General features: G+C 60.5%; 16 protein-coding genes. 9 read left to right on the top strand and 7 right to left on the bottom strand.

What is annotated here, in order from left to right; all coding sequences use genetic code 11:
• The first annotated feature begins 403 nt into the window (after positions 1 to 403).
• The gene (locus PW947_RS14065) at positions 404 to 913 is read left to right on the top strand and encodes a hypothetical protein (protein WP_299632949.1); all 510 of its coding nucleotides are present in this window, start codon (positions 404 to 406) and stop codon (positions 911 to 913) included.
• Between the two features lie 85 nt (positions 914 to 998).
• On the opposite strand, the gene PW947_RS14070 is transcribed toward PW947_RS14065, so the two are convergent.
• Complete coding sequence (locus PW947_RS14070; RefSeq protein ID WP_299632950.1) at positions 999 to 2,162, bottom strand: metallophosphoesterase; 1,164 nt, start codon at positions 2,160 to 2,162, stop codon at positions 999 to 1,001.
• 380 nt (positions 2,163 to 2,542) lie between these two features.
• Here PW947_RS14070 and PW947_RS14075 point away from each other — a divergent pair, with 380 nt between their 5' ends.
• The gene (locus PW947_RS14075; RefSeq protein WP_299632951.1) at positions 2,543 to 2,860 is read left to right on the top strand and encodes a hypothetical protein; all 318 of its coding nucleotides are present in this window, start codon (positions 2,543 to 2,545) and stop codon (positions 2,858 to 2,860) included.
• A gap of 29 nt (positions 2,861 to 2,889) precedes the next feature.
• Here the strand turns inward: PW947_RS14075 and tam are convergent, their stop codons facing one another.
• On the bottom strand, positions 2,890 to 3,675 hold the full coding sequence (gene tam / locus PW947_RS14080) for a trans-aconitate 2-methyltransferase (protein WP_299632952.1): 786 nt from the start codon (positions 3,673 to 3,675) through the stop codon (positions 2,890 to 2,892).
• Positions 3,676 to 3,825: 150 nt separating this feature from the next.
• On the opposite strand from tam, the gene PW947_RS14085 reads away from it, so the two are divergent.
• Complete coding sequence (locus PW947_RS14085) at positions 3,826 to 4,722, top strand: LysR family transcriptional regulator (RefSeq protein ID WP_299632953.1); 897 nt, start codon at positions 3,826 to 3,828, stop codon at positions 4,720 to 4,722.
• Positions 4,723 to 4,750: 28 nt separating this feature from the next.
• Here the strand turns inward: PW947_RS14085 and PW947_RS14090 are convergent, their stop codons facing one another.
• The gene (locus PW947_RS14090; protein ID WP_299632954.1) at positions 4,751 to 5,221 is read right to left on the bottom strand and encodes a hypothetical protein; all 471 of its coding nucleotides are present in this window, start codon (positions 5,219 to 5,221) and stop codon (positions 4,751 to 4,753) included.
• Between the two features lie 327 nt (positions 5,222 to 5,548).
• On the opposite strand from PW947_RS14090, the gene PW947_RS14095 reads away from it, so the two are divergent.
• From PW947_RS14095 to PW947_RS14110, 4 genes are all read left to right on the top strand, one after another.
• Entirely contained in the window at positions 5,549 to 7,531 is a 1,983-nt protein-coding gene (locus PW947_RS14095) for an acyl CoA:acetate/3-ketoacid CoA transferase (protein WP_299632955.1), read from the top strand.
• Between the two features lie 147 nt (positions 7,532 to 7,678).
• A complete protein-coding gene (locus PW947_RS14100) occupies positions 7,679 to 8,389 on the top strand; it encodes a lysophospholipid acyltransferase family protein (RefSeq protein ID WP_299632956.1) in 711 nt (236 codons plus the stop codon).
• Between the two features lie 95 nt (positions 8,390 to 8,484).
• Positions 8,485 to 10,599, top strand: a complete 2,115-nt coding sequence (locus PW947_RS14105) for an FUSC family protein (RefSeq protein WP_299632957.1) — start codon at positions 8,485 to 8,487, stop codon at positions 10,597 to 10,599.
• Positions 10,600 to 11,337: 738 nt separating this feature from the next.
• Positions 11,338 to 11,583 (top strand): hypothetical protein, encoded by a 246-nt coding sequence (locus PW947_RS14110; RefSeq protein ID WP_299632958.1) that lies wholly within the window; start codon positions 11,338 to 11,340, stop codon positions 11,581 to 11,583.
• A 31-nt stretch (positions 11,584 to 11,614) separates the two neighbouring features.
• Here the strand turns inward: PW947_RS14110 and PW947_RS14115 are convergent, their stop codons facing one another.
• The 4 genes from PW947_RS14115 to PW947_RS14130 form a co-directional block, all read right to left on the bottom strand.
• Complete coding sequence (locus tag PW947_RS14115; RefSeq protein WP_299632959.1) at positions 11,615 to 12,049, bottom strand: response regulator; 435 nt, start codon at positions 12,047 to 12,049, stop codon at positions 11,615 to 11,617.
• Positions 12,050 to 12,167: 118 nt separating this feature from the next.
• A complete protein-coding gene (locus tag PW947_RS14120) occupies positions 12,168 to 14,039 on the bottom strand; it encodes a methyl-accepting chemotaxis protein (RefSeq protein WP_299632960.1) in 1,872 nt (623 codons plus the stop codon).
• A 280-nt stretch (positions 14,040 to 14,319) separates the two neighbouring features.
• A complete protein-coding gene (locus tag PW947_RS14125) occupies positions 14,320 to 15,009 on the bottom strand; it encodes an SOS response-associated peptidase family protein (RefSeq protein ID WP_299632961.1) in 690 nt (229 codons plus the stop codon).
• 52 nt (positions 15,010 to 15,061) lie between these two features.
• Positions 15,062 to 15,334, bottom strand: coding sequence for a hypothetical protein (locus PW947_RS14130; protein WP_299632962.1), 273 nt, complete (start codon positions 15,332 to 15,334; stop codon positions 15,062 to 15,064).
• Between the two features lie 306 nt (positions 15,335 to 15,640).
• On the opposite strand from PW947_RS14130, the gene PW947_RS14135 reads away from it, so the two are divergent.
• On the top strand, positions 15,641 to 16,393 hold the full coding sequence (locus PW947_RS14135; RefSeq protein ID WP_299632963.1) for an SDR family NAD(P)-dependent oxidoreductase: 753 nt from the start codon (positions 15,641 to 15,643) through the stop codon (positions 16,391 to 16,393).
• 294 nt (positions 16,394 to 16,687) lie between these two features.
• Positions 16,688 to 18,022, top strand: a complete 1,335-nt coding sequence (locus PW947_RS14140; protein WP_299633307.1) for an MFS transporter — start codon at positions 16,688 to 16,690, stop codon at positions 18,020 to 18,022.
• Positions 18,023 to 18,078 lie beyond the last annotated feature (56 nt).

Below are 18,078 nucleotides of genomic sequence, written 5' to 3' on the forward strand. Positions count from 1 at the left end.
CGAAAATGACTGACTTCCAAAGTCAGATGAATCGGCGGCCATCGATCAGCGAAAGGCATGTATCTGTGCATCTCGCGCGCCTAAAACTCGGTTCCACCTCTCACCGCAAAACGCCGCCACGAAGCGAGCAACCAATACCTCAGTTCAAAGACGCTGTCGTTATCGTCGATATGCGCTGAATGGATCGTCGAGGCTGGTGAGCTATCCGCTATTAAAAATCCACAAAGATATTAAATTCGAAAAATATCCTCCTAAAGAGCATTCGTGGACGTTGACGGACTTCATCTTGAAAACGAAACTGAGCTGAATTCGTCGTCTTTAAGTTTCTCTTAGATCGCCTGACGCAAACGACAAGCTGCATCGGCCTCCAGCTCGTCCGCGCTGTTATTAAATCGAGGAATGTGTGAACGTCAACAGCCTGAAAGTCGTAAAAATCTGCACCGCAGTTTTAATCAGCACAATCCCGTTCTTGTCGTTCGCCGCTGACGGACCATTGCCTAAGTCGTTTGAAGCGAGCAGTACGCTTCAAGCAGAAGGTATCGTTGAATCAATTGACCTCGCGAAAAGCGCCGTCACTGTAACCGACTCTAACGGAAGCGAAGCATCCTTCGTCGTCACAGACTCCGCCGATCTCGGGAAAATTCGACAAGGTGGCAAGGTTCACATTCGAATGATGCGAAACGCTACCGTGAGTTTCGCACACACTCAAAATACGGGCAGCGCCCAAACCGTCGTCGCTGAAGTCCAGGATATTGACCATCAATCAGGGGTGCTTACCCTGAAACCAGCCCATGGTCCGGTTTTCCACATTCAAACGCGCGAGCCGGAAAAGCTATCCAAGATCGTACGCGGAACGCCGGTCGAAATTAATTACGCACAGCAAGTTAATATCGCTGTTTCAGCGGCCCAATAACCACACAACGAAACAGACATCAAAATAAAAAATGCCGCGCCCGGAAATAAATCCAGCCGCGGCATTTTTTTAACTCAACGCCAGATTAACCCGCATCACCAGAAACCAACCGCAAACGTGTAATCTCCGACGGCGCACCCAATCGTTTCGGTGGTCCCCAATAACCAGTGCCCCGGCTGGTATAAACCCACAATCCATTCAACCGGGCTAATCCAGCAACAAACGGCTGCTGGAATCGCACAAAGAAATTCCACGGAAAGAACTGGCCGCCATGCGTGTGCCCAGACAGTTGTAACGTGAACCCAGCTTCTGCCGCCGCCTCGGCAGATCGCGGCTGATGCGCGAGTAACACCCGAATCAGCACGTCACCAGGCGCGCCGACAAGCGACGCAGCCGGATCGCTTCGGTGCTCCGGATCAAAATGCGCGGCGGAATAATCCGTTACGCCGGCAATAATCGCCCGCGCGCCATCATGATCCACGACAACATGCTCGTTGAGCAGCACCGTCAATCCCAGTCGTCGAAACTCGTCGATCCACGCGTGCGCGCCCGCGTAATACTCGTGATTGCCCGTCACCAGATACGCGCCGTGCCGCGCACTGAGCCGAGACAGCGGTTGGGTGTGCGCCGACAATTGCAGCACGCTTCCATCCACCACGTCGCCGGTGACTGCAATCAAATCCGGTTTGAGCCGATTCACGGCATCGACGATTGCGTCGACATAGCGGCGCTTGATCGTCGGTCCGACGTGGATGTCGCTGATCTGAACGATCGTGAAGCCGTCGAGCGCGTCGGGCAGATCGGCGATCGGAACATCGATCGACACCACGCGCGCCCGGCGTCGCGCATTGAAAAAACCAATGGCAGTCGACAACAACGCCAGCAACGGCACCGCGGCCGCTGAACCGGTTCGCCAGCTCGCGAGCGGAATCGAGCCCGGCCGAATCGCGTCGATCGTCAGCAGCGACGCAAGCAGCAAGTCGCGCACGAATGTCAGCACCAGCAGCGACGAAAAGAATCCCATCGCCAGCAGACCGATCCACGCGAGTCGATCGCCCAGCGGCTGCTTTTTGATGGTCCGCGCGAGCATCCCCATCGGGATCAGCAACACGGATAGCACGAGCCAAAGCGCGGCAAGCCATTTGACCGGCGCGTCGACGGCGAGATCAGGAATGATCCGAAAGCCGACGTAGAAGTGCAGCAGAATGCCAATACCAATAATTCGAACGAAGAACGGTGAGCGGCGCATAAATGGGCGGTGAGGAGGAGCGGGAGCGCGGTGCAGTGCGTTGCGCCGCGCCGGTGAAGACCCGTTGATTCTACCGGGATGCAAGATAGACCGTTCCGGGCGACATTGGTTTGACCGCCGGCGTTTGGAAAGGCGAATCCGCGCGGTCGCTTTGCAGATAGACCCTTGAACGATACCAATCCAAATTAAACGACTTTTGAATTGTCGCGTTCGGTGGACTATCCTGATGATGTGCCTTCCGTGTATCCGCGCTCACTTCGAAAAGGCGCGGTCGCGGATAAAAAGTCCATGCGAATCATGCGCTTAACTGGCGACTGACGCATCGTGAGACAACAAAGGCACGTGTCATCGCCGACCGAAAGGCGAGCAGGAGACGCACGATGAAACCGCTCAGAACGCTTCATCACCCCCATCACGTGAGCCACGAAGGCAGCCACGTGATGCTGCCGCTGGTTGCCGTGTCATTGATGGCGATCGGCGTGTATTTCGGCGTGAACGACCTCGATTTGCCCGACGTCGGGCGAAGTGCGCTGTTCGACGTCACGATGTTGTGCGTGGCGCTCGGCATTGCGGGGCTGTTCGGTTTCGTCGGCGCGTGGTTGCGCTCGTCGAGCAGCGGCGACGACGCGGAAGAGGGCTTCTGCTTCGTCGGCGCGTTGATCGGCGCGGTGGTTTTTTACGTCGCGCTGCTTTCCTGATGTTTTGACCGACCGCGCGTCGAAGCCATTCACGACGCCGCGCGCGTCGCGACGATAAACAGCCGTGGGAATGGCAGCAGCACGGTTCCATCCGGTTGCGCGGGATACGCCTGCGCAATCGCGTCACGATATTCGCTCAGAAACGCGGTCTGTTCGCCGGCGTCGAGCGCGGCGAGAAACGGCCGCAGCGCGCTCCCCTTGAACCATTCGACGACCGCATCGGCGTCCGCGAGCGGATGGTGATAGACCGTCCGCCAAACGTCGACACGCGAGCAGAGCGGTTTCAGCAACGCGTAATACCAGTCCGCGCCGAATCGCATCGTCCGCTCGGCGCCTTTCAGCTTGCTTGCCCACGGACCCGCCGCCGCGACTTCGCGCATCAACCGGTGCGCGGGCTCATCGAGGTTGTCCGGCATCTGTACGGCGAGACGTCCGGCCGGCGCGAGCGCGTCGATCAGTTGCGGAAACACGCGCTCGTGCTGCGGCACCCATTGCAGCACAGCATTCGCCAGAATCAGATCGAGCGATGCGGCGGGACGCCACGTCGCGATATCCACCGTATCGAACCGGCAGTGCGGCAGACGCTTGCGTGCGGCCGCAATCATATCCGGCGAACTGTCGAGCCCGGTGACGATCGCATCGGGCACATGCTCGATCAGCACTTCAGTTGAATTTCCCGGCCCGCAGCCGATATCGACCGCGCTTTTGACATCGCCCGTATCGGCTACCGCACCCAGCAAATCACGGACAGGACGTGTCCGTTCACGCTCGAACATTACGTATTGCTTGGCATGCCAATCTTTATCGGATTCCATTCGACACTCCCGTTCTAACCCACATCATGCAGCGGACATGATTACATTTCGACGACCTGTACCGCGAAATGTGCATCGACACGATCCATTCTGGACGATGCATCGAACCGGGTAAAATGAATTTATTATTCCAATTCCTTCATTTTTCTTATGAAAATCGACACGCTCGGTGTGCAGGCTTTCGTGACGATAGCGGATCGCGGCAGCTTCCAGAGCGCGGCCGATGCGCTTCACGTGACGCAAACGGCAATCACCCAACGCTTGCGCAAACTCGAAGATTTTCTGGGTGTGATGCTGATCGAGCGCACTACGCGCTCGATGGCCTTGACGGATATCGGCCGCGGTTTCTTGCCGCAAGCGCGCCGTTTGCTCGGCGAGTTATCGGACGCATTGGTGGAGATTCGCGAGACCGGCATGACGCGCCGTGGCGATGTATCGATCGCGTGCGTGCCGACGGTCGGCGTGCAGTATTTACCCCGTATTTTGCAGGCCTATTCGGCGCGTTATCCGCATAACCGCATCAAGATACTGGACCACGCTTCATCGGCGGTGACGGAAGCGGTGCTGCGTCGTGAGGCGGAATTCGGCATCAATATCGCGGGCGAACATCATCCGGATCTGACCAGTGTGCCGCTGACCGAAGATCGCTATGTACTGATTTGCCATGAAGATCATCCGCTGGCAAAGCGGCGGCGGATCGCGTGGCGGCAATTGCACGATCATCCGCTGATCTTTGCCGGTGAGGTCAGCGGCAATCGCGCTTTGCTGGATGTGGCATTGGAAACGAGCAGCATTGCACTGCGTTCGTTCTATGAAGTGCAACGCAGTTCGACGGCACTTGGGCTGGTCGCGCAAGGCGTGGGCGCGGCTGTCGTGCCGCGCCTTGCTATCCAGAAGGGCGCCTATCCGAACGTACGGACAGTCGAATTGACGCAGCCGGCGGTGTCGCGCACGTTGGTGCTGGTGGCGCGTAAAACCGCGCAGCTTTCGCCCGCTGCGCAGGCGCTTTACGACATGATCCGGCAGCAGGCGACGCTTAAGGCATGAGTGCCTTTAGCGTACCGTGCACGTCAGATTAAATCTGTTCTTCTGCAACCTGTTGCGTGTGTCCGGTACGCATCAAGCCTTCGATCATTCTTGCTTCAGCGGCGGCGATATCGCTCAGCGACGCCACGGTCAGCTGGCTATCCAGGCATACAACGGCGTCGGACAGCAGCGAGTAAGCTGCGTCGTCCAAGGTCCACGCGCCGCTCTGTTGCTGCGCAGCATCCATCAGAACCATCGCGCCATGCGCGCGCTGGATCGACGCAAGCGATTCCGCTTCGAGTCCCAGCAGACACAACTCTTCGGCAATCAACAGATGGCGGCTAAGGATCACGAACAGATCGCGCGAACCGTGACCGCGCTGAAACGCGTCGAGTGCGCTATAGCAATGCAGCAGCATCGCGTCGGTGACCGGCTGATGTGCGGCGCGACTGTAGGTCAGCGCGCGCAAAAGCGGCGACATGGCCGGACTATGGTGTTTCTTGAGTGCTTTTCGGGTCACGTGGTTTCCAGCTTAGGGTCACAGTCGTCAATAGATTGAGTGCAGTCGCAGAAAAGCAAGAGCAGACGATACATCCAGCGACAGACTCCCTTACGGATTCATACCTTTGGTTAGACGATACACGCTCGCAGATTGATGCTCAACAGATTGCCCCGATCAACGCTTCGAGAACGCACGATCGCGTCGAATGGCACCGTCGTGGTGCTGCTGTTTATCCCACTAGACTAAACACGCGGCTCCGGTAAAGCTGCGCAAGAGCGGTGGAGCGAAGCCGCGCCGGCCGGGCAGGAGCATGTGCTTCACGCCGGGCCGAAGCCTGGAGGCGATATGAAAGCGGGTTTCCAGCATCCTTTTCCGGTCGCGTCGCGCAGCATGGAACGCGGCAAGGTCGTCAGCGCGCGCGAAGCGGTCCGCCTGATCCGGCCGGGCAATACCGTTGCGACCGGCGGCTTCGTCGGCATCGGTTTCGCGGAAGAAATCGCGATTGCGCTGGAACAGTTGTTCGTGGAGTCGAAAGACGCGGACGGCGATGGTCCGCGCGATCTCACACTGATTTACGCGGGCGGTCAGGGCGACGGCAAAGGCAAAGGACTGAATCACTTCGCGCATCAAGGTCTCGTGCGCAGGGTGATCGGCGGTCATTGGGGGCTGGTGCCGGGCCTGCAAAAGCTCGCCATCGACGGCGTGATCGAGGCGTACAACTTGCCGCAAGGCGTGATTTCCCACCTGTTCCGCGATATTGCAGCCGGTCGTCCGGGACATCTGTCCAAAGTCGGGCTCGGTACTTTTGTCGATCCGCGAAACGGTGGCGGGAAGCTCAACGCCAAGACCACGGAAGACCTCGTCAGCCTGATTTCGATCGCGGGCGAACCGTGTCTGCTCTATCGAACCTTACCGGTGGATGTCGCCATCGTGCGCGGCACGACAGCCGACGCCAGCGGCAACATCACGATGGAGAAAGAAGCGTTGACGCTCGAAGCCCTGTCGATCGCAATGGCCGCGCGCAATTCCGGCGGCATCGTGATCGTGCAGGTCGAGCGGCTCGCCGACTCGAATACGCTGAATCCGCGACAGGTGAAAATACCGGGAATCATGGTGGATTGCGTCGTGATCGCGAAGCCGGAGAATCACTGGCAAACGTTCGCGGAGCCGTACAGTGCCGCGTTTTCCAGCGAATTGCGCGTCGCCGCGAGTTCGGTCGCGAGTCTTCCGATGAACGAACGGAAGATCATCGCGCGTCGGGCGGCCTTCGAATTGATGGCCAATAGCGTCGTCAATCTGGGTATCGGCATGCCGGAAGGCATTGCGAGCGTCGCGAACGAAGAGCAGGTGATCGACCTGTTCACGATGACCACGGAGCCGGGCGTCATTGGCGGTATTCCGGCTGGCGGACTGAATTTCGGCGCCGCGACCAATACCCAGGCGATCATCGATCAACCGTACCAGTTCGACTTCTATGACGGCGGCGGACTCGACATCGCGTTCCTCGGACTCGCGCAAGCGGATCGCGAGGGCAACCTCAACGTCAGCAAATTCGGTCCGAAACTCGCGGGCGCGGGCGGTTTCATCAATATCAGTCAGAGCGCGAAGAAGGTGGTGTTCGTCGGCACTTTCAATGCCGGCAAGCTCGATATCGCGATCGAAGACGGTCGCCTGAAAATCTTGCGCGAAGGCACGTGCCGTAAGTTCGTGGAAGCAGTCGAGCATCGAACCTTTAGCGGTCGTTACGCCAGCGAACGCGCGCAACCGGTGCTGTACATCACCGAACGCTGCGTCTTCACGCTGACGCCCGACGGTCTCGCGCTCACAGAAGTCGCGCCCGGCATCGATATCGAACGCGACATCGTCGCGCAGATGGGTTTTCGGCCCGTGATGGACACACCGCCGCGGCTGATGGACGACCGTATTTTTTCAGCCGCGCCGATGGGGCTGCGCAGCGTGCTGCTCAGGCTGAAGCTCAGTGAACGCTTCAGTTACGACGAAGCCAAGAACATGTTCTTTATCAATTTCGAAGGCCATGAAGTCGCGACGCCCGACGATGTGCATGCAATCCGTCGCGAGGTCGAATCGAAGCTCGACGGTCTCACGACGAAGCCGCATGCGGTGGTCAATTACGATCACTTTTCGATCCGTCCGGACGTGCTGGACGAGTACTCGACCATGGTGGCGGGACTTGTTTCGCGTTTCTACTCCGACGTCACGCGCTATACGACCAGCAGTTTTCTGCGGATGAAACTCGGCGCGGCGCTGCAACGGCGCGGCGTCTCCGCGTATATCAACGAAAGCCCCGAAGAAGCCGAGGGCGCCTGACGCGTCGGGACGCTTTGCGACGTTTTTATGGCCGGTTACTTTAAGATGGGCGGAGACGTCGTGTGCGTGAGAACGCATACGTCGCTGTGCAATCACAGCGCGTCACGGAAAATGATTCCACCGGCAAACCCTCTCACACTGGCTCGCATGCGCTCTACCTTAGTCAAATGGCTGTTCATCGTTTATCTGCTTGGCAGTGGAACGCTTTATTCGATTGTCATCCTGTTGCTGTATCCGTTCGCCGGACGGCAAGGGCACTACTGGCTCGCGAAGCAGTGGTGCCGCGCGCTGGTCGCGGTCATGCGCTGGCTGCCGGGCATCACGGTCTCGGTGGAAGGTCTCGAACATCTGCCCGCCGAACCGTCCATTATCTTGTGCCGCCATGAATCGACATGGGAAACGCTGGCTTTCATGGCGGTGTTTCCGCGCCGCATCAGCTTTGTGTTCAAGGAAGAACTGCTGCGCATTCCGTTCTTCGGCTGGGTGCTTCGCGGACTCGACATGGTGAGCCTGAACCGCGGCTCACCGCGCCAGGCGCATCAGGCGGTCACTCAGGAGAGCGCCGCCCGCCTCGCCAAGGGGGACGACGTGGTGATCTTCCCCGAAGGCACCAGAGTGGCCCACGACGCGCCGTTGCGGCTGACCTCGGGCGGGATTCGCCTCGCCTGCGCCACCGGCGCGCCGGCAGTGCCGGTCGTGCACAATGCGGGTAAGGTCTGGCCGGCCAAAGGCTGGCCAGACCGGCGCGGCCATATTCGCGTGGTGATCGGTCCGGCGTTCTCGTCGCAGCAGATGTCGCAGACGGAGTTGAGTCATGCGGTGCACGACTGGATGAAAGACGCGTTGAACACGCTCTAACGCCGGCCGCCGATTCAGGCTGTCACCGGGCTATCACGCCAGCGATAGCCTTCGCCGTAGATTCGCCGATTCACATTCGACCCACGCTACAGCCCATGCTTCGCCTTCGAAACCTCTGGCATCAATCCCGTGCGGCCGCGCGTCGTCATACCCGGTTCTGGTCCGCTTCGCTCGATCACGTCACGCGTCACAGGCCGCTGTGGATGGTGTCGTTCGCCGTGGGGCAGGCGGATCTGTCCGAGGGATTGCGCGCCGCGTGCGCATCGACGGCGATGCTTCTGCTCGGCAATATCCTGCATATGCCCGAGTTTTCGTGGGCCGCGATCGGGGCATTCTGGACCTGTCTCGCCGACGCAGCCGGATCGAGCCGCATGCGTTTTGCATCGATGATGGCGTTCTCCGTGCTGTCCACGCTGTGCGGTGGTTTGACCGCGTACGCGGCCGGCGTCGGCGCATTCGCCGCGACGATGGCCGTGTTGTCGTTCGCTTTTCTCGGCGCGCTCGGCCGTATTTTCGGCGTAGCGGCTGCGCAGGTGTCGATTCTCGCGGCCACCGCGTGCGTTGTGATGGTCGATCATCCGGTACATGGCGGCCGTGCCGAATGGCGCTTTCTGGGCATCTACCTGGTGGGTTGCCTGTTCGCCACCGCGTTGAGCTTCACGGTGTGGCGGATTCATCCGTTCGGTGCGAGCAGCGCGGCGATCCGCGCCACGTATCTGCGCCTCGCGGATATCGCACGTGACAGTGCGCGCTTGCTGAAAAAGGACGACGCCAAGTTCGCCGAATGGGCGAGCCATGCGGCGCAATTTCGTGCGCAGGCGCGTAAGGCGATCGAGGAAACGCGCAATGCGCTCGAACGTATTCCCGCATCGAAGAAAGGACGCCGGCAGACCTTCGACAATCTGCTGCTCGCGCTTGCCGATGCCGAGCAGCTGTTCGCGTACCTGATCGCCGTCACCGACGCATGCGAGCGTCGTCATCGCCAATTGCCCGATTCGCGGCGAGCGACCCGCGTACTCGACACTTTCGCGGAAGTGCTGCTGGTGCTGGCGAGGTCGCTGGGCGAACGGCCGTGGGAATCCACTGCGCCTACGCGCGACCGCCTGAACGCGCTCGCCGCGCGTCTCGATGTGGCCTTGGGCGAAGCGGTGCCGCTTCGCTTCGATATCGACTTCAGCGAGTTGGGTCCGGCCACCAATGCACATCCGACATGGTGGTCGGCAATCGGCCCGGCACTCGTCAACGGCGCCCGAACCTTGCGCGCGAATGCGTCGCTCGGATCGCTCGGCGTGCGGCATGCGGGACGTGTCGGGGTCGCGACGACAGCCGCGTTTCTGATCATGCAACTGCTGCACGTGCCGTTCGGTTACTGGGCGACGATGGCGACCTTGCTGATCCTTCAGCCGTCGATTGCAACCAGTTGGCCGCGCAGCATCGAACGCGCGGCAGGCAGCATCGTGGGCGGTCTGCTGGCCGCCGCGATCGGTCTCGTCGTGCATTCGCCCATCGCGATTTCGCTCGTCGTGTTTCCGCTGGTCTGCGCGACGATGGCGTTGCGGCCGGTCAGTTACAGCCTGTTCGTGCTGTTCATCACGCCCACCTTCGTGCTGGTGGCCGACTTCGCGTCGCCGGGCGGCACGGAACTCGCCTATGCGATGACGCGCCTCGGCAACAACGTGCTGGGCTGCGTGATCGCGCTCGCCGCAACCTTCCTGCTGTGGCCGAGTCGCGAGCCGCATCGTCTGAAAGATGGCTTGCTGAAAGCGGTCAACGCGAATCTGCGCTACCTCGCGACGTCGCTGTCACGCGCGCGCGCCGACACGATCCAGCTCGAACGGCTGCGTCGCGCAGCCGGTCTCGCGAGCAACAATGCGGAAGATATCCTGTCGCGTCTGCAGCTCGAAAAGCTGCAAACGCCCGCCGCCGATCGCACCGCGCTCACGCTTTTCGCGCTGTTGCGACGCATGGCCGGCACGGCGACCCGCGCGCGTTTCAGCAGCACGGAAACCATTCCCAACGAACATCTTGCCGCGTGGATACTCGCCGTCAGCGGTGGCATCGCGGAACGCCTCGGACACGGCGCCGAAAATGTCGGCGACGATGTCTTTGCGAAGTCGGGTTTGTCGGCAATCCAGTCCGACGCGGTCAATCAGGTCACCTTGCTTCGACGCATCTTGCACGAACATGCCGATGCGTTGAAAGGTCGTTAAAGGCAAGCGTAAAGCGAGCGCGCAAAAAAAAACCCTGTTCCGTGGGGGAACAGGGCTGACAGGATGGAGCTGCCGACCAGGCGCGTGGACGCCTGTCCGACGGTTGTTCCATCGCACACCACGCTATGACGGCGCGGTGTTACCGGTACTGCTACAACGGCACTGCTACTACACCCTCAACTACGCAAAACTCATCTACGGCAATTCGACTACGATCCTTCAGCTTCAACTGCAACGACTGCAACTTCAACAGCGGTCCATCCAGCTTCAAAAGCGATTACTTCGACTTACATTGCTACATGCGCTGCACCTGCTACATCCTTGCTGCTTAAGACGGGTCCTTCGCCTGTACTACCTGTTCAACCCCAACTACTCGTACTGCGTATTTTCGTGTTGCAACGACGTGCGACTCTTGTGACTCCCTGCGTACTGCACCTGCCACTTTGCTGCCTGACTGCCATCAACGGTACGGTTCAACGCACGCGGAGGGGAACCGCGCGATGGGCGCTCAAACTGTCGCTCCCATGAAAATCATTCTACGGAAAATGTGCGCGCACGATCCCCGGAAGCGAGGCCGTTTAGCCCTTCATTTCACCGGTTTGAACGCGTCTGCGGCGACCCGGCGCGATGCGCGGTCGTCACGCATGTTGCAAACGCACACGTTTCGAAACACACAAACACATCGGTAATTTTTCCTGTCGCTATAGTCCGTCCGACGTAGCGAAACAGGGGCCTTGAATGGTACGAAGCGGTTTGCGGTCCGTGATGGCCGTGCTGTACGGCAAGACGTTGAGTGCCGAATACAGCGATCTGACGGGACAACTCTGCGTGCGTCACGACGGCGTGGTGATTCGCGAGTGGTTTCCGCCGCATTCGTGGATTGCGATCGCGTCGGCGGCGGGGGCGCGCAACTGGGGGACGCGTCCGGATGACGAAGAACTGCTCGCACTGTTGCAAAACGAAGCGCTGTCGATTCACGCGTAGCCGGACCGCCAATGCAGCCGATAGCGCGGCGCTACGTCCAGTAGCGTGCCGACATCGCGGGCCATCGTGACGGACCCGGCAGCGGCGCGCTTTGACGCCTTGGCGCGAACAGCCGCTTGATCAGCAACGCGTCGATGACCGATTCCAGTGCGGCAAGATCCACGGGTTTGGACAGGAAGACACTCCATAGCCCCGACTTGTCGCGCGGCGGCGTCTCACCGGACGCGAGGATCACCGGAATCTGCGCAAGCGCCGGATAAAACTTCAGACGTTCGCACAAACCAATCCCATCCATGCGTGGCATGTTCCAGTCGGTGACGATCAGGTCCGGCAGATAGCGACCCGCTTTTTCGAGCGCGGCTTCGCCTTCGTCGGCGAGCAGCACATGATGACCGCGCCGCTCGAACACGAACTGAAAGGCCCACAGCGACTCGCTGTCATCGTCGACAAGCAGGATAGTAGACATGGCGCGTATCTGGATTGGATACCAGCATCGCGCAACAACCATGCCGCCTTTCAACCGGGCACGCTTCCGGTAAGTTCTCCCCGGTCCGGATGGCCGGACCCGGTAGTTCATGCTTCGATCAGACCGCCGCGACCTTGAACGTCGCGACCACTTCTTCCATTCGCAATGCCTGCTCGCGCAACGATGCGCTGGCGGCGGCAGCCTGCTCGACGAGTGCCGCGTTTTGCTGCGTGGTCTGGTCAAGTTGCGTGATGGCGATGTTGATCTGTTCGATGCCTTCGCCTTGCTGGGTCGACGCGCCGGCGATTTCATTGACGATGGCGTCCACGCTCGCAACCGATGCGATCACGCTCTGGATCGCATTCTGCGCATCGTTGAATAGACGCGTGCCGCCGTCGATACTTTCCGACGAGCGTTCGATCATCGTCTTCACGTCTTTCGCCGCACTCGTGGTGCGATGGGCGAGGGTGCGAACTTCGCCTGCTACGACAGCGAATCCTTTGCCCTGTTCGCCCGCGCGGGCCGCTTCGACCGCTGCATTCAGCGCGAGAATATTGGTCTGGAATGCAATGCCTTCGATGGTCGAAATCATGTCGGCCATGTCGCTTGCGCGCTTGCCGATTTCATTCATCACTTCTACTGCACGCGTAATGACATCGCCGCTCTGTGTTGCACGCGTCGATGCTTCGCGACTCAGCAAACCGGCCTGGCGCGCATTCTCCGAATTGTGGCGCACGGTCGTGGTCAACTCTTCCATGCTGGCCGCCGTTTCTTCGAGCGACGCAGCCTGCTCCTCGGTGCGTCGCGACAGATCGAGATTGCCCGACGCAATTTCATGGCTACCTGTCAGCACGGATTCCGCGCTGGCTTTCGTCGTGACGATGGTGCGGTTCAACGACGTCAGCAAGTCGTTCAACGTGCCGCGAATCGATGCGAGTTCATCGCGGCCATCGACGTCGAGACGATCGCGCAAATCGCCGGCGCTTGCGAGTTCCATCCGGTAGGCGATATCGGACACATCGCGACGCGTACGGATTGCAAACGCGAAAAACAGATACAGCGCGAGCAGCACGGAAATCGCACTGATGGTGCTCATCAACGCAATGTGGCGCGCTTCGGCGTCCGCGCGCGCGGCTAGCAGCGTGCGCAACAAGGTCGCGAGGCGGGTATGCGCGCTATAGACGGAATCGACCGCGCGCGTGCCCGCATCGAAATACGCTGTCGCATCGATCGTCGGCGTGTCGCCGCCGTTGGCCACACCGGTGACGGTCTTGCCGAATGCATCGAATTCTTCGAAATTCAACGACTGCATCTCTGTGGCGCCCGACGTACCGAGCGCACGGCGCGCACGTTCGAGGTCGTGACGGACGACGTCGATCTGTTCGCTCAGATAGGCCGCGTGCACGCCGAGCGCGCCGCGCTCGGACGGATTCAACTGTGGCTGGCACAACGCCGCCGAGCCTTTGCCTCGTGCAATCGCGGCCATTTCAGCGGCGCGCGGCAATGAGAAGACCACCGTGTTCATCAGGTAATAGGTGGCGGCTTCCGGATCGAGCGCGAGTTGCGAAGCGTCCGCGAGATCGGCGGTGAAGTTGAACACAGCGCGCACGAGTGCCGTGTGCGCGTCGAAAACGGCTTTTGCCGATTCCGATGAAGACATCGACGTTAAGGTCGAAAGCTGGTTTTGCAGCGACGCGACTTGCGCTTTCACATCGAACGCATTCGTGTGCGCGGCTTGCGATGCGAGTGTGGATATCAGCCTTTGCGCATCGGCGTTCGCTGCATCGAAAACGGGCTGCATTGCCGCGTTTCCTGCCATCACGGCAGCGCTTGCGCCACGACGCTTTTGTACGGACTTCAACAATGCCTGACTCGTTTCGAGCAGGTTGATCCCTTCCAGTTCCTGTTGCGTCGACGCATACGCGTCGGCATCTTCACGCAGAATCGAAAACAGACAGACCGAAAGCGGCAACAAAAACAATACTGCCAATACAGCGAGCTTGCGGGACATCGTAAGCCGGCCCATCAAAGCCGTTCCTGCTGCAAACACACGCATTTCTCAAGACTTCCTTCTGATTGTCGCGGCGTGCACGGTGAACCCCCGGCACCACCTGTTTGGATCTCGTCGCTTGCTATAACGGCGTCGCGTCGATGAACTGAATCGTTCATCGACGATATTTTCAACGGGCACTGAAATGGCGCGTGGAATGCCTTTTTATGGTGCGCGAGCGTGTATCGCGCACGTCGCGAACGCCTGTTCCTGATCTTGATCAGTCGAGCAGCGACGCTTGCGGGTCGTCGTCATTAGAGGCGGGACGTGCAATGCGAGGCGGAAGCGGAAGGGCTTCCGCAAGCATTTCGTCTGCGGGATAAAGCTGAAGAAAACTGCGCGCTTCGTCGGTGGAGCGGCAACGTAGCCAGTCTTCGCACGCGTCGGGGCGAATGATCACCACCGAGCGTTTTTCGTCGCCCGGTTTATGAAACCGGCGCATCAACGGATGGTCGTCGGCATTCACGGTCAGCATCGTGAACGACAGCGACACGCTGCCGTCCGGATTCTCCCAGGCGCGCCACAGACCTGCGATCGACGTAGGGCGATCGTCCGCGAGACCGATGCGCCAGCGCACGGCTTTGCCGGTTTCGTAGTTCGGCTCGAAGAAGCTGCGGCATGGAATCACGCAGAGTTGGAGGCGACTCCATGCTGCGGAAAAACTTCGCTTTTCGCCGATCGATTCAGCGCGCGCGTTCATCGTGTCGTACGGACGAACGTGCGACGGAATGCGGGCGCGCGGCACCATCCCGAACGTGGCGGCGGTGGTCTGCCAGCCGTCGTCTACGCGCCTGAAAACAGGTGCGACGTAGTCTTTGTAGATCTCGCGTTTGTACGGGAAAGCGGGAGGCGCAAACAGCGTGAACGCTTCAAACCGGTCGTATTCGTTCGATTCGTAGCTCGTGCACATTGCGCGCTCCCGGCGTCAGAGCGATCCATGATACTGCCGGTTCGCCGCAAATTTACTGGGGCGGAGCCGGTTGCATCGGGTGGGTGCCGGACGGCATGCGATGCATATCCTGCATTTTCATGTCCATCTCTTTCATGTCCTTGCCCGGCCACGGACTCGTCACCGGCTCGCTGTGATACGTCATGCCGGCGGTCGCAGCGCCGTGTGCGCCGCCGCCGCCGCTACCGCCGTTGCCATTGCCGCCCCCCGCAAACACCACGCTCGACACGGCCATCGACACCATTGCCGTGCAGCCCAACACCATTTTCATCGTGACGTGTTTCATCGCATTTCTCCGGATGCGGCGCGAGCATGGCCCGCACCGAGGTTCATGTTTCGAAAGCCGCTACCGGTCGAGCGCTCGACGGATGGCAAACTGACTGCTCGCGTAGCGGCAGGCGCGAGCAGCGGTGTTGATCCATATACGGGGATGTGCGGCCAGTGGATGCATCGGCCGGTGGCGGTCCGATCCACATTTGTTATCGGATCATCCAATACCCGGATTGTGAGGTTATCGCGTGGCTCGTATATTGGTCGCACATCACTAAACGGCAGCGTGCGTCGCGACTGCGGCGACACAGGAGACAGCTAAATGAATCGGATCGATCTGGAAGGGCGCGTGGTTGTGATTACCGGCGGCGCGCGCGGCATCGGCTACGCAGTGGCCCAACGGGCGTTGAAATCCGGCGCGTCGGTGGCGCTGTGGGACATCGATCAGGAGCGGCTTTCCCGCAGTGCACAAGAGTTGAGCGAGCTGGGCAAGGTGTCCGGTGTAGCGGTCGAGTTGACGCAGGAAGCGTCGGTCAACGACGCGGTTGCGCAGACGATCGCCGCGCACGGCAAGATCGATGTGCTGGTCAATTGCGCGGGCATTACCGGCGGCAATGGCACGACGTGGGAACTGGAGCCGGACATGTGGCGCCGCGTGATCGACGTGAACCTGATCGGACCGTATCTGACGTGCCGCGCCGTCGTTCCTGAAATGCTGAAACAGGGCTACGGCCGCATCGTGAATATCGCATCGGTGGCGGGCAAGGAGGGCAATCCGAACGCGTCGCACTATAGCGCGTCGAAAGCCGGCCTGATCGGGTTGACGAAGTCGCTCGGCAAGGAACTCGCCACGAAAAACATTCTCGTGAATGCGGTGACGCCGGCCGCCGCAAAGACCGAAATCTTCGACTCGATGTCGCAGCAGCACATCGATTACATGCTCGCCAAGATCCCGATGAACCGCTTCCTGCTGCCGGAAGAAGCCGCGTCGTTGATCCTGTGGCTGTCGTCGGAAGACTGCGCGTTCAGCACCGGCTCCGTGTTCGATCTGTCTGGCGGGCGCGCAACCTACTGAGCCGCACGGTTTCGGGCTTTCCCGACTGGCATGCGCGTGGCGCATGCCAGCATGTCACGCATGACGCTGGCGCATGCATGACGCTGGCGCACGCATGACGCTGGCGCATGCATGACATGCGACGCATGCTCGCATGCGCGAAACGCGGGTTCGCCGGGGCAGGTCGCGGTTCACGCCGTCTACGCCGTAGAAAACACATATGACAGCCGCCACGCGTAGCAGATCATGCGTCGCGGACTGTTTGCAGGAGACACCATGAATTCGCCTTCGTCCGGTTCAACGGCTTCATCCGGCATGCCAGCGGCACCGGTTTCGTCGACGCAACTCGACCCGGTCAATCGCAAGGTCATGCGACGGCTGCTGCCATTCCTGCTGCTCATGTATGTGCTCGCCTTTCTCGATCGCGCGAACATCGGCTTCGCGCAAAAGGCGCTACAGCACGACACCGGTTTGTCGAATGCGGCATTCGCATTCGGCGCAGGCGTGTTCTTTATCGGCTATGCGCTGTTCGAAGTACCGAGCAACCTGTTGCTGCATCGCTTCGGCGCACGGACGTGGATGTGCCGGATCATGGTGACGTGGGGCCTGGTTTCCGCTGCGATGTGTTTCGCGCATACGCCCACCGCGTTCTATACGCTGCGTTTTCTGCTCGGCGTCGCCGAAGCCGGTTTCTTTCCCGGCGTCATCTATTACCTGACGCACTGGTTCGTGCAGTCGGCGCGGGCGCGCGCGCTCGGGCTGTTTTATTTCGGTGCGCCGCTGGCGTTTATTTTCGGTAGTCCGCTGTCGGGTTCGCTACTGGAGCTGCATGGCGCATTCGGTCTCGCCGGATGGCAATGGCTGTTTCTGATCGAAGGCGGGATGGCATCGGCGGTCGGCGTGTGGGCGTTCTGGTATCTGGATAACCGTCCCGCCGACGCCCGTTGGCTCGAACCGCACGAACGTCGCCTGCTGACCGACGCACTCGCAGACGATGCGCGCGACGCGTCCGCGCACGGTCCTCGCAATCTGCTGGCTGCGCTGATCGACCGCCGGGTGCTGTCGCTTTGCCTGATCTACGCGTTGATCCAGATGAGCGTGTACGGCGTGATCTTCTACCTGCCGCAACAGGTGGCGGCGTTGCTCGGCACGACCGTCGGCCTGCGAGTCGGGCTGGTGGCGGCGTTGCCGTGGCTATGCGCACTCGCCACGACCTGGTTCGTGCCGCGTCGTGCGGATCGTACGCGCACACATCGCGGCTGGGCTATCGCACTGCTGATGCTGGCCGGTTGCGGTATCGCCGCGTCGGGCGTGTCGTCGAGTCCGGTGCTGTCGCTGATTGCGCTGTGCTGTGCGGCAAGCGGTTTTATCGCGGCCCAGCCGCTGTTCTGGACGTTCCCGACGCGCTATCTGAGCGGCGCGGCCGCAGCGGGCGGGATCGCACTGATCAACTCACTCGGCGGGCTGGGCGGCTTTATTGCACCGTCGTTGCGCACGGCTGCCGAACAGGGTTTTGCGTCGAAGTCCGCGGGACTGATCGCGCTCGGCGTGGCCAGCGTGCTCGCCGCGTTGCTGATCGCCGCGCTGGTCCGTCGCGAAACCGCGCCTGTCGCGTGGCCGCTTCATCCGTCCGCCCCTCGCGTGCGGTAACGGAACGTTGAACCCCCTTCGCTGAATCACTCACTGAACGAACCCATGCGGCGCAT

Origin of the sequence: Paraburkholderia sp., assembly GCF_028283785.1 — a bacterium.
In the GTDB taxonomy this organism is placed as follows: Bacteria; Pseudomonadota; Gammaproteobacteria; order Burkholderiales; family Burkholderiaceae; genus Paraburkholderia.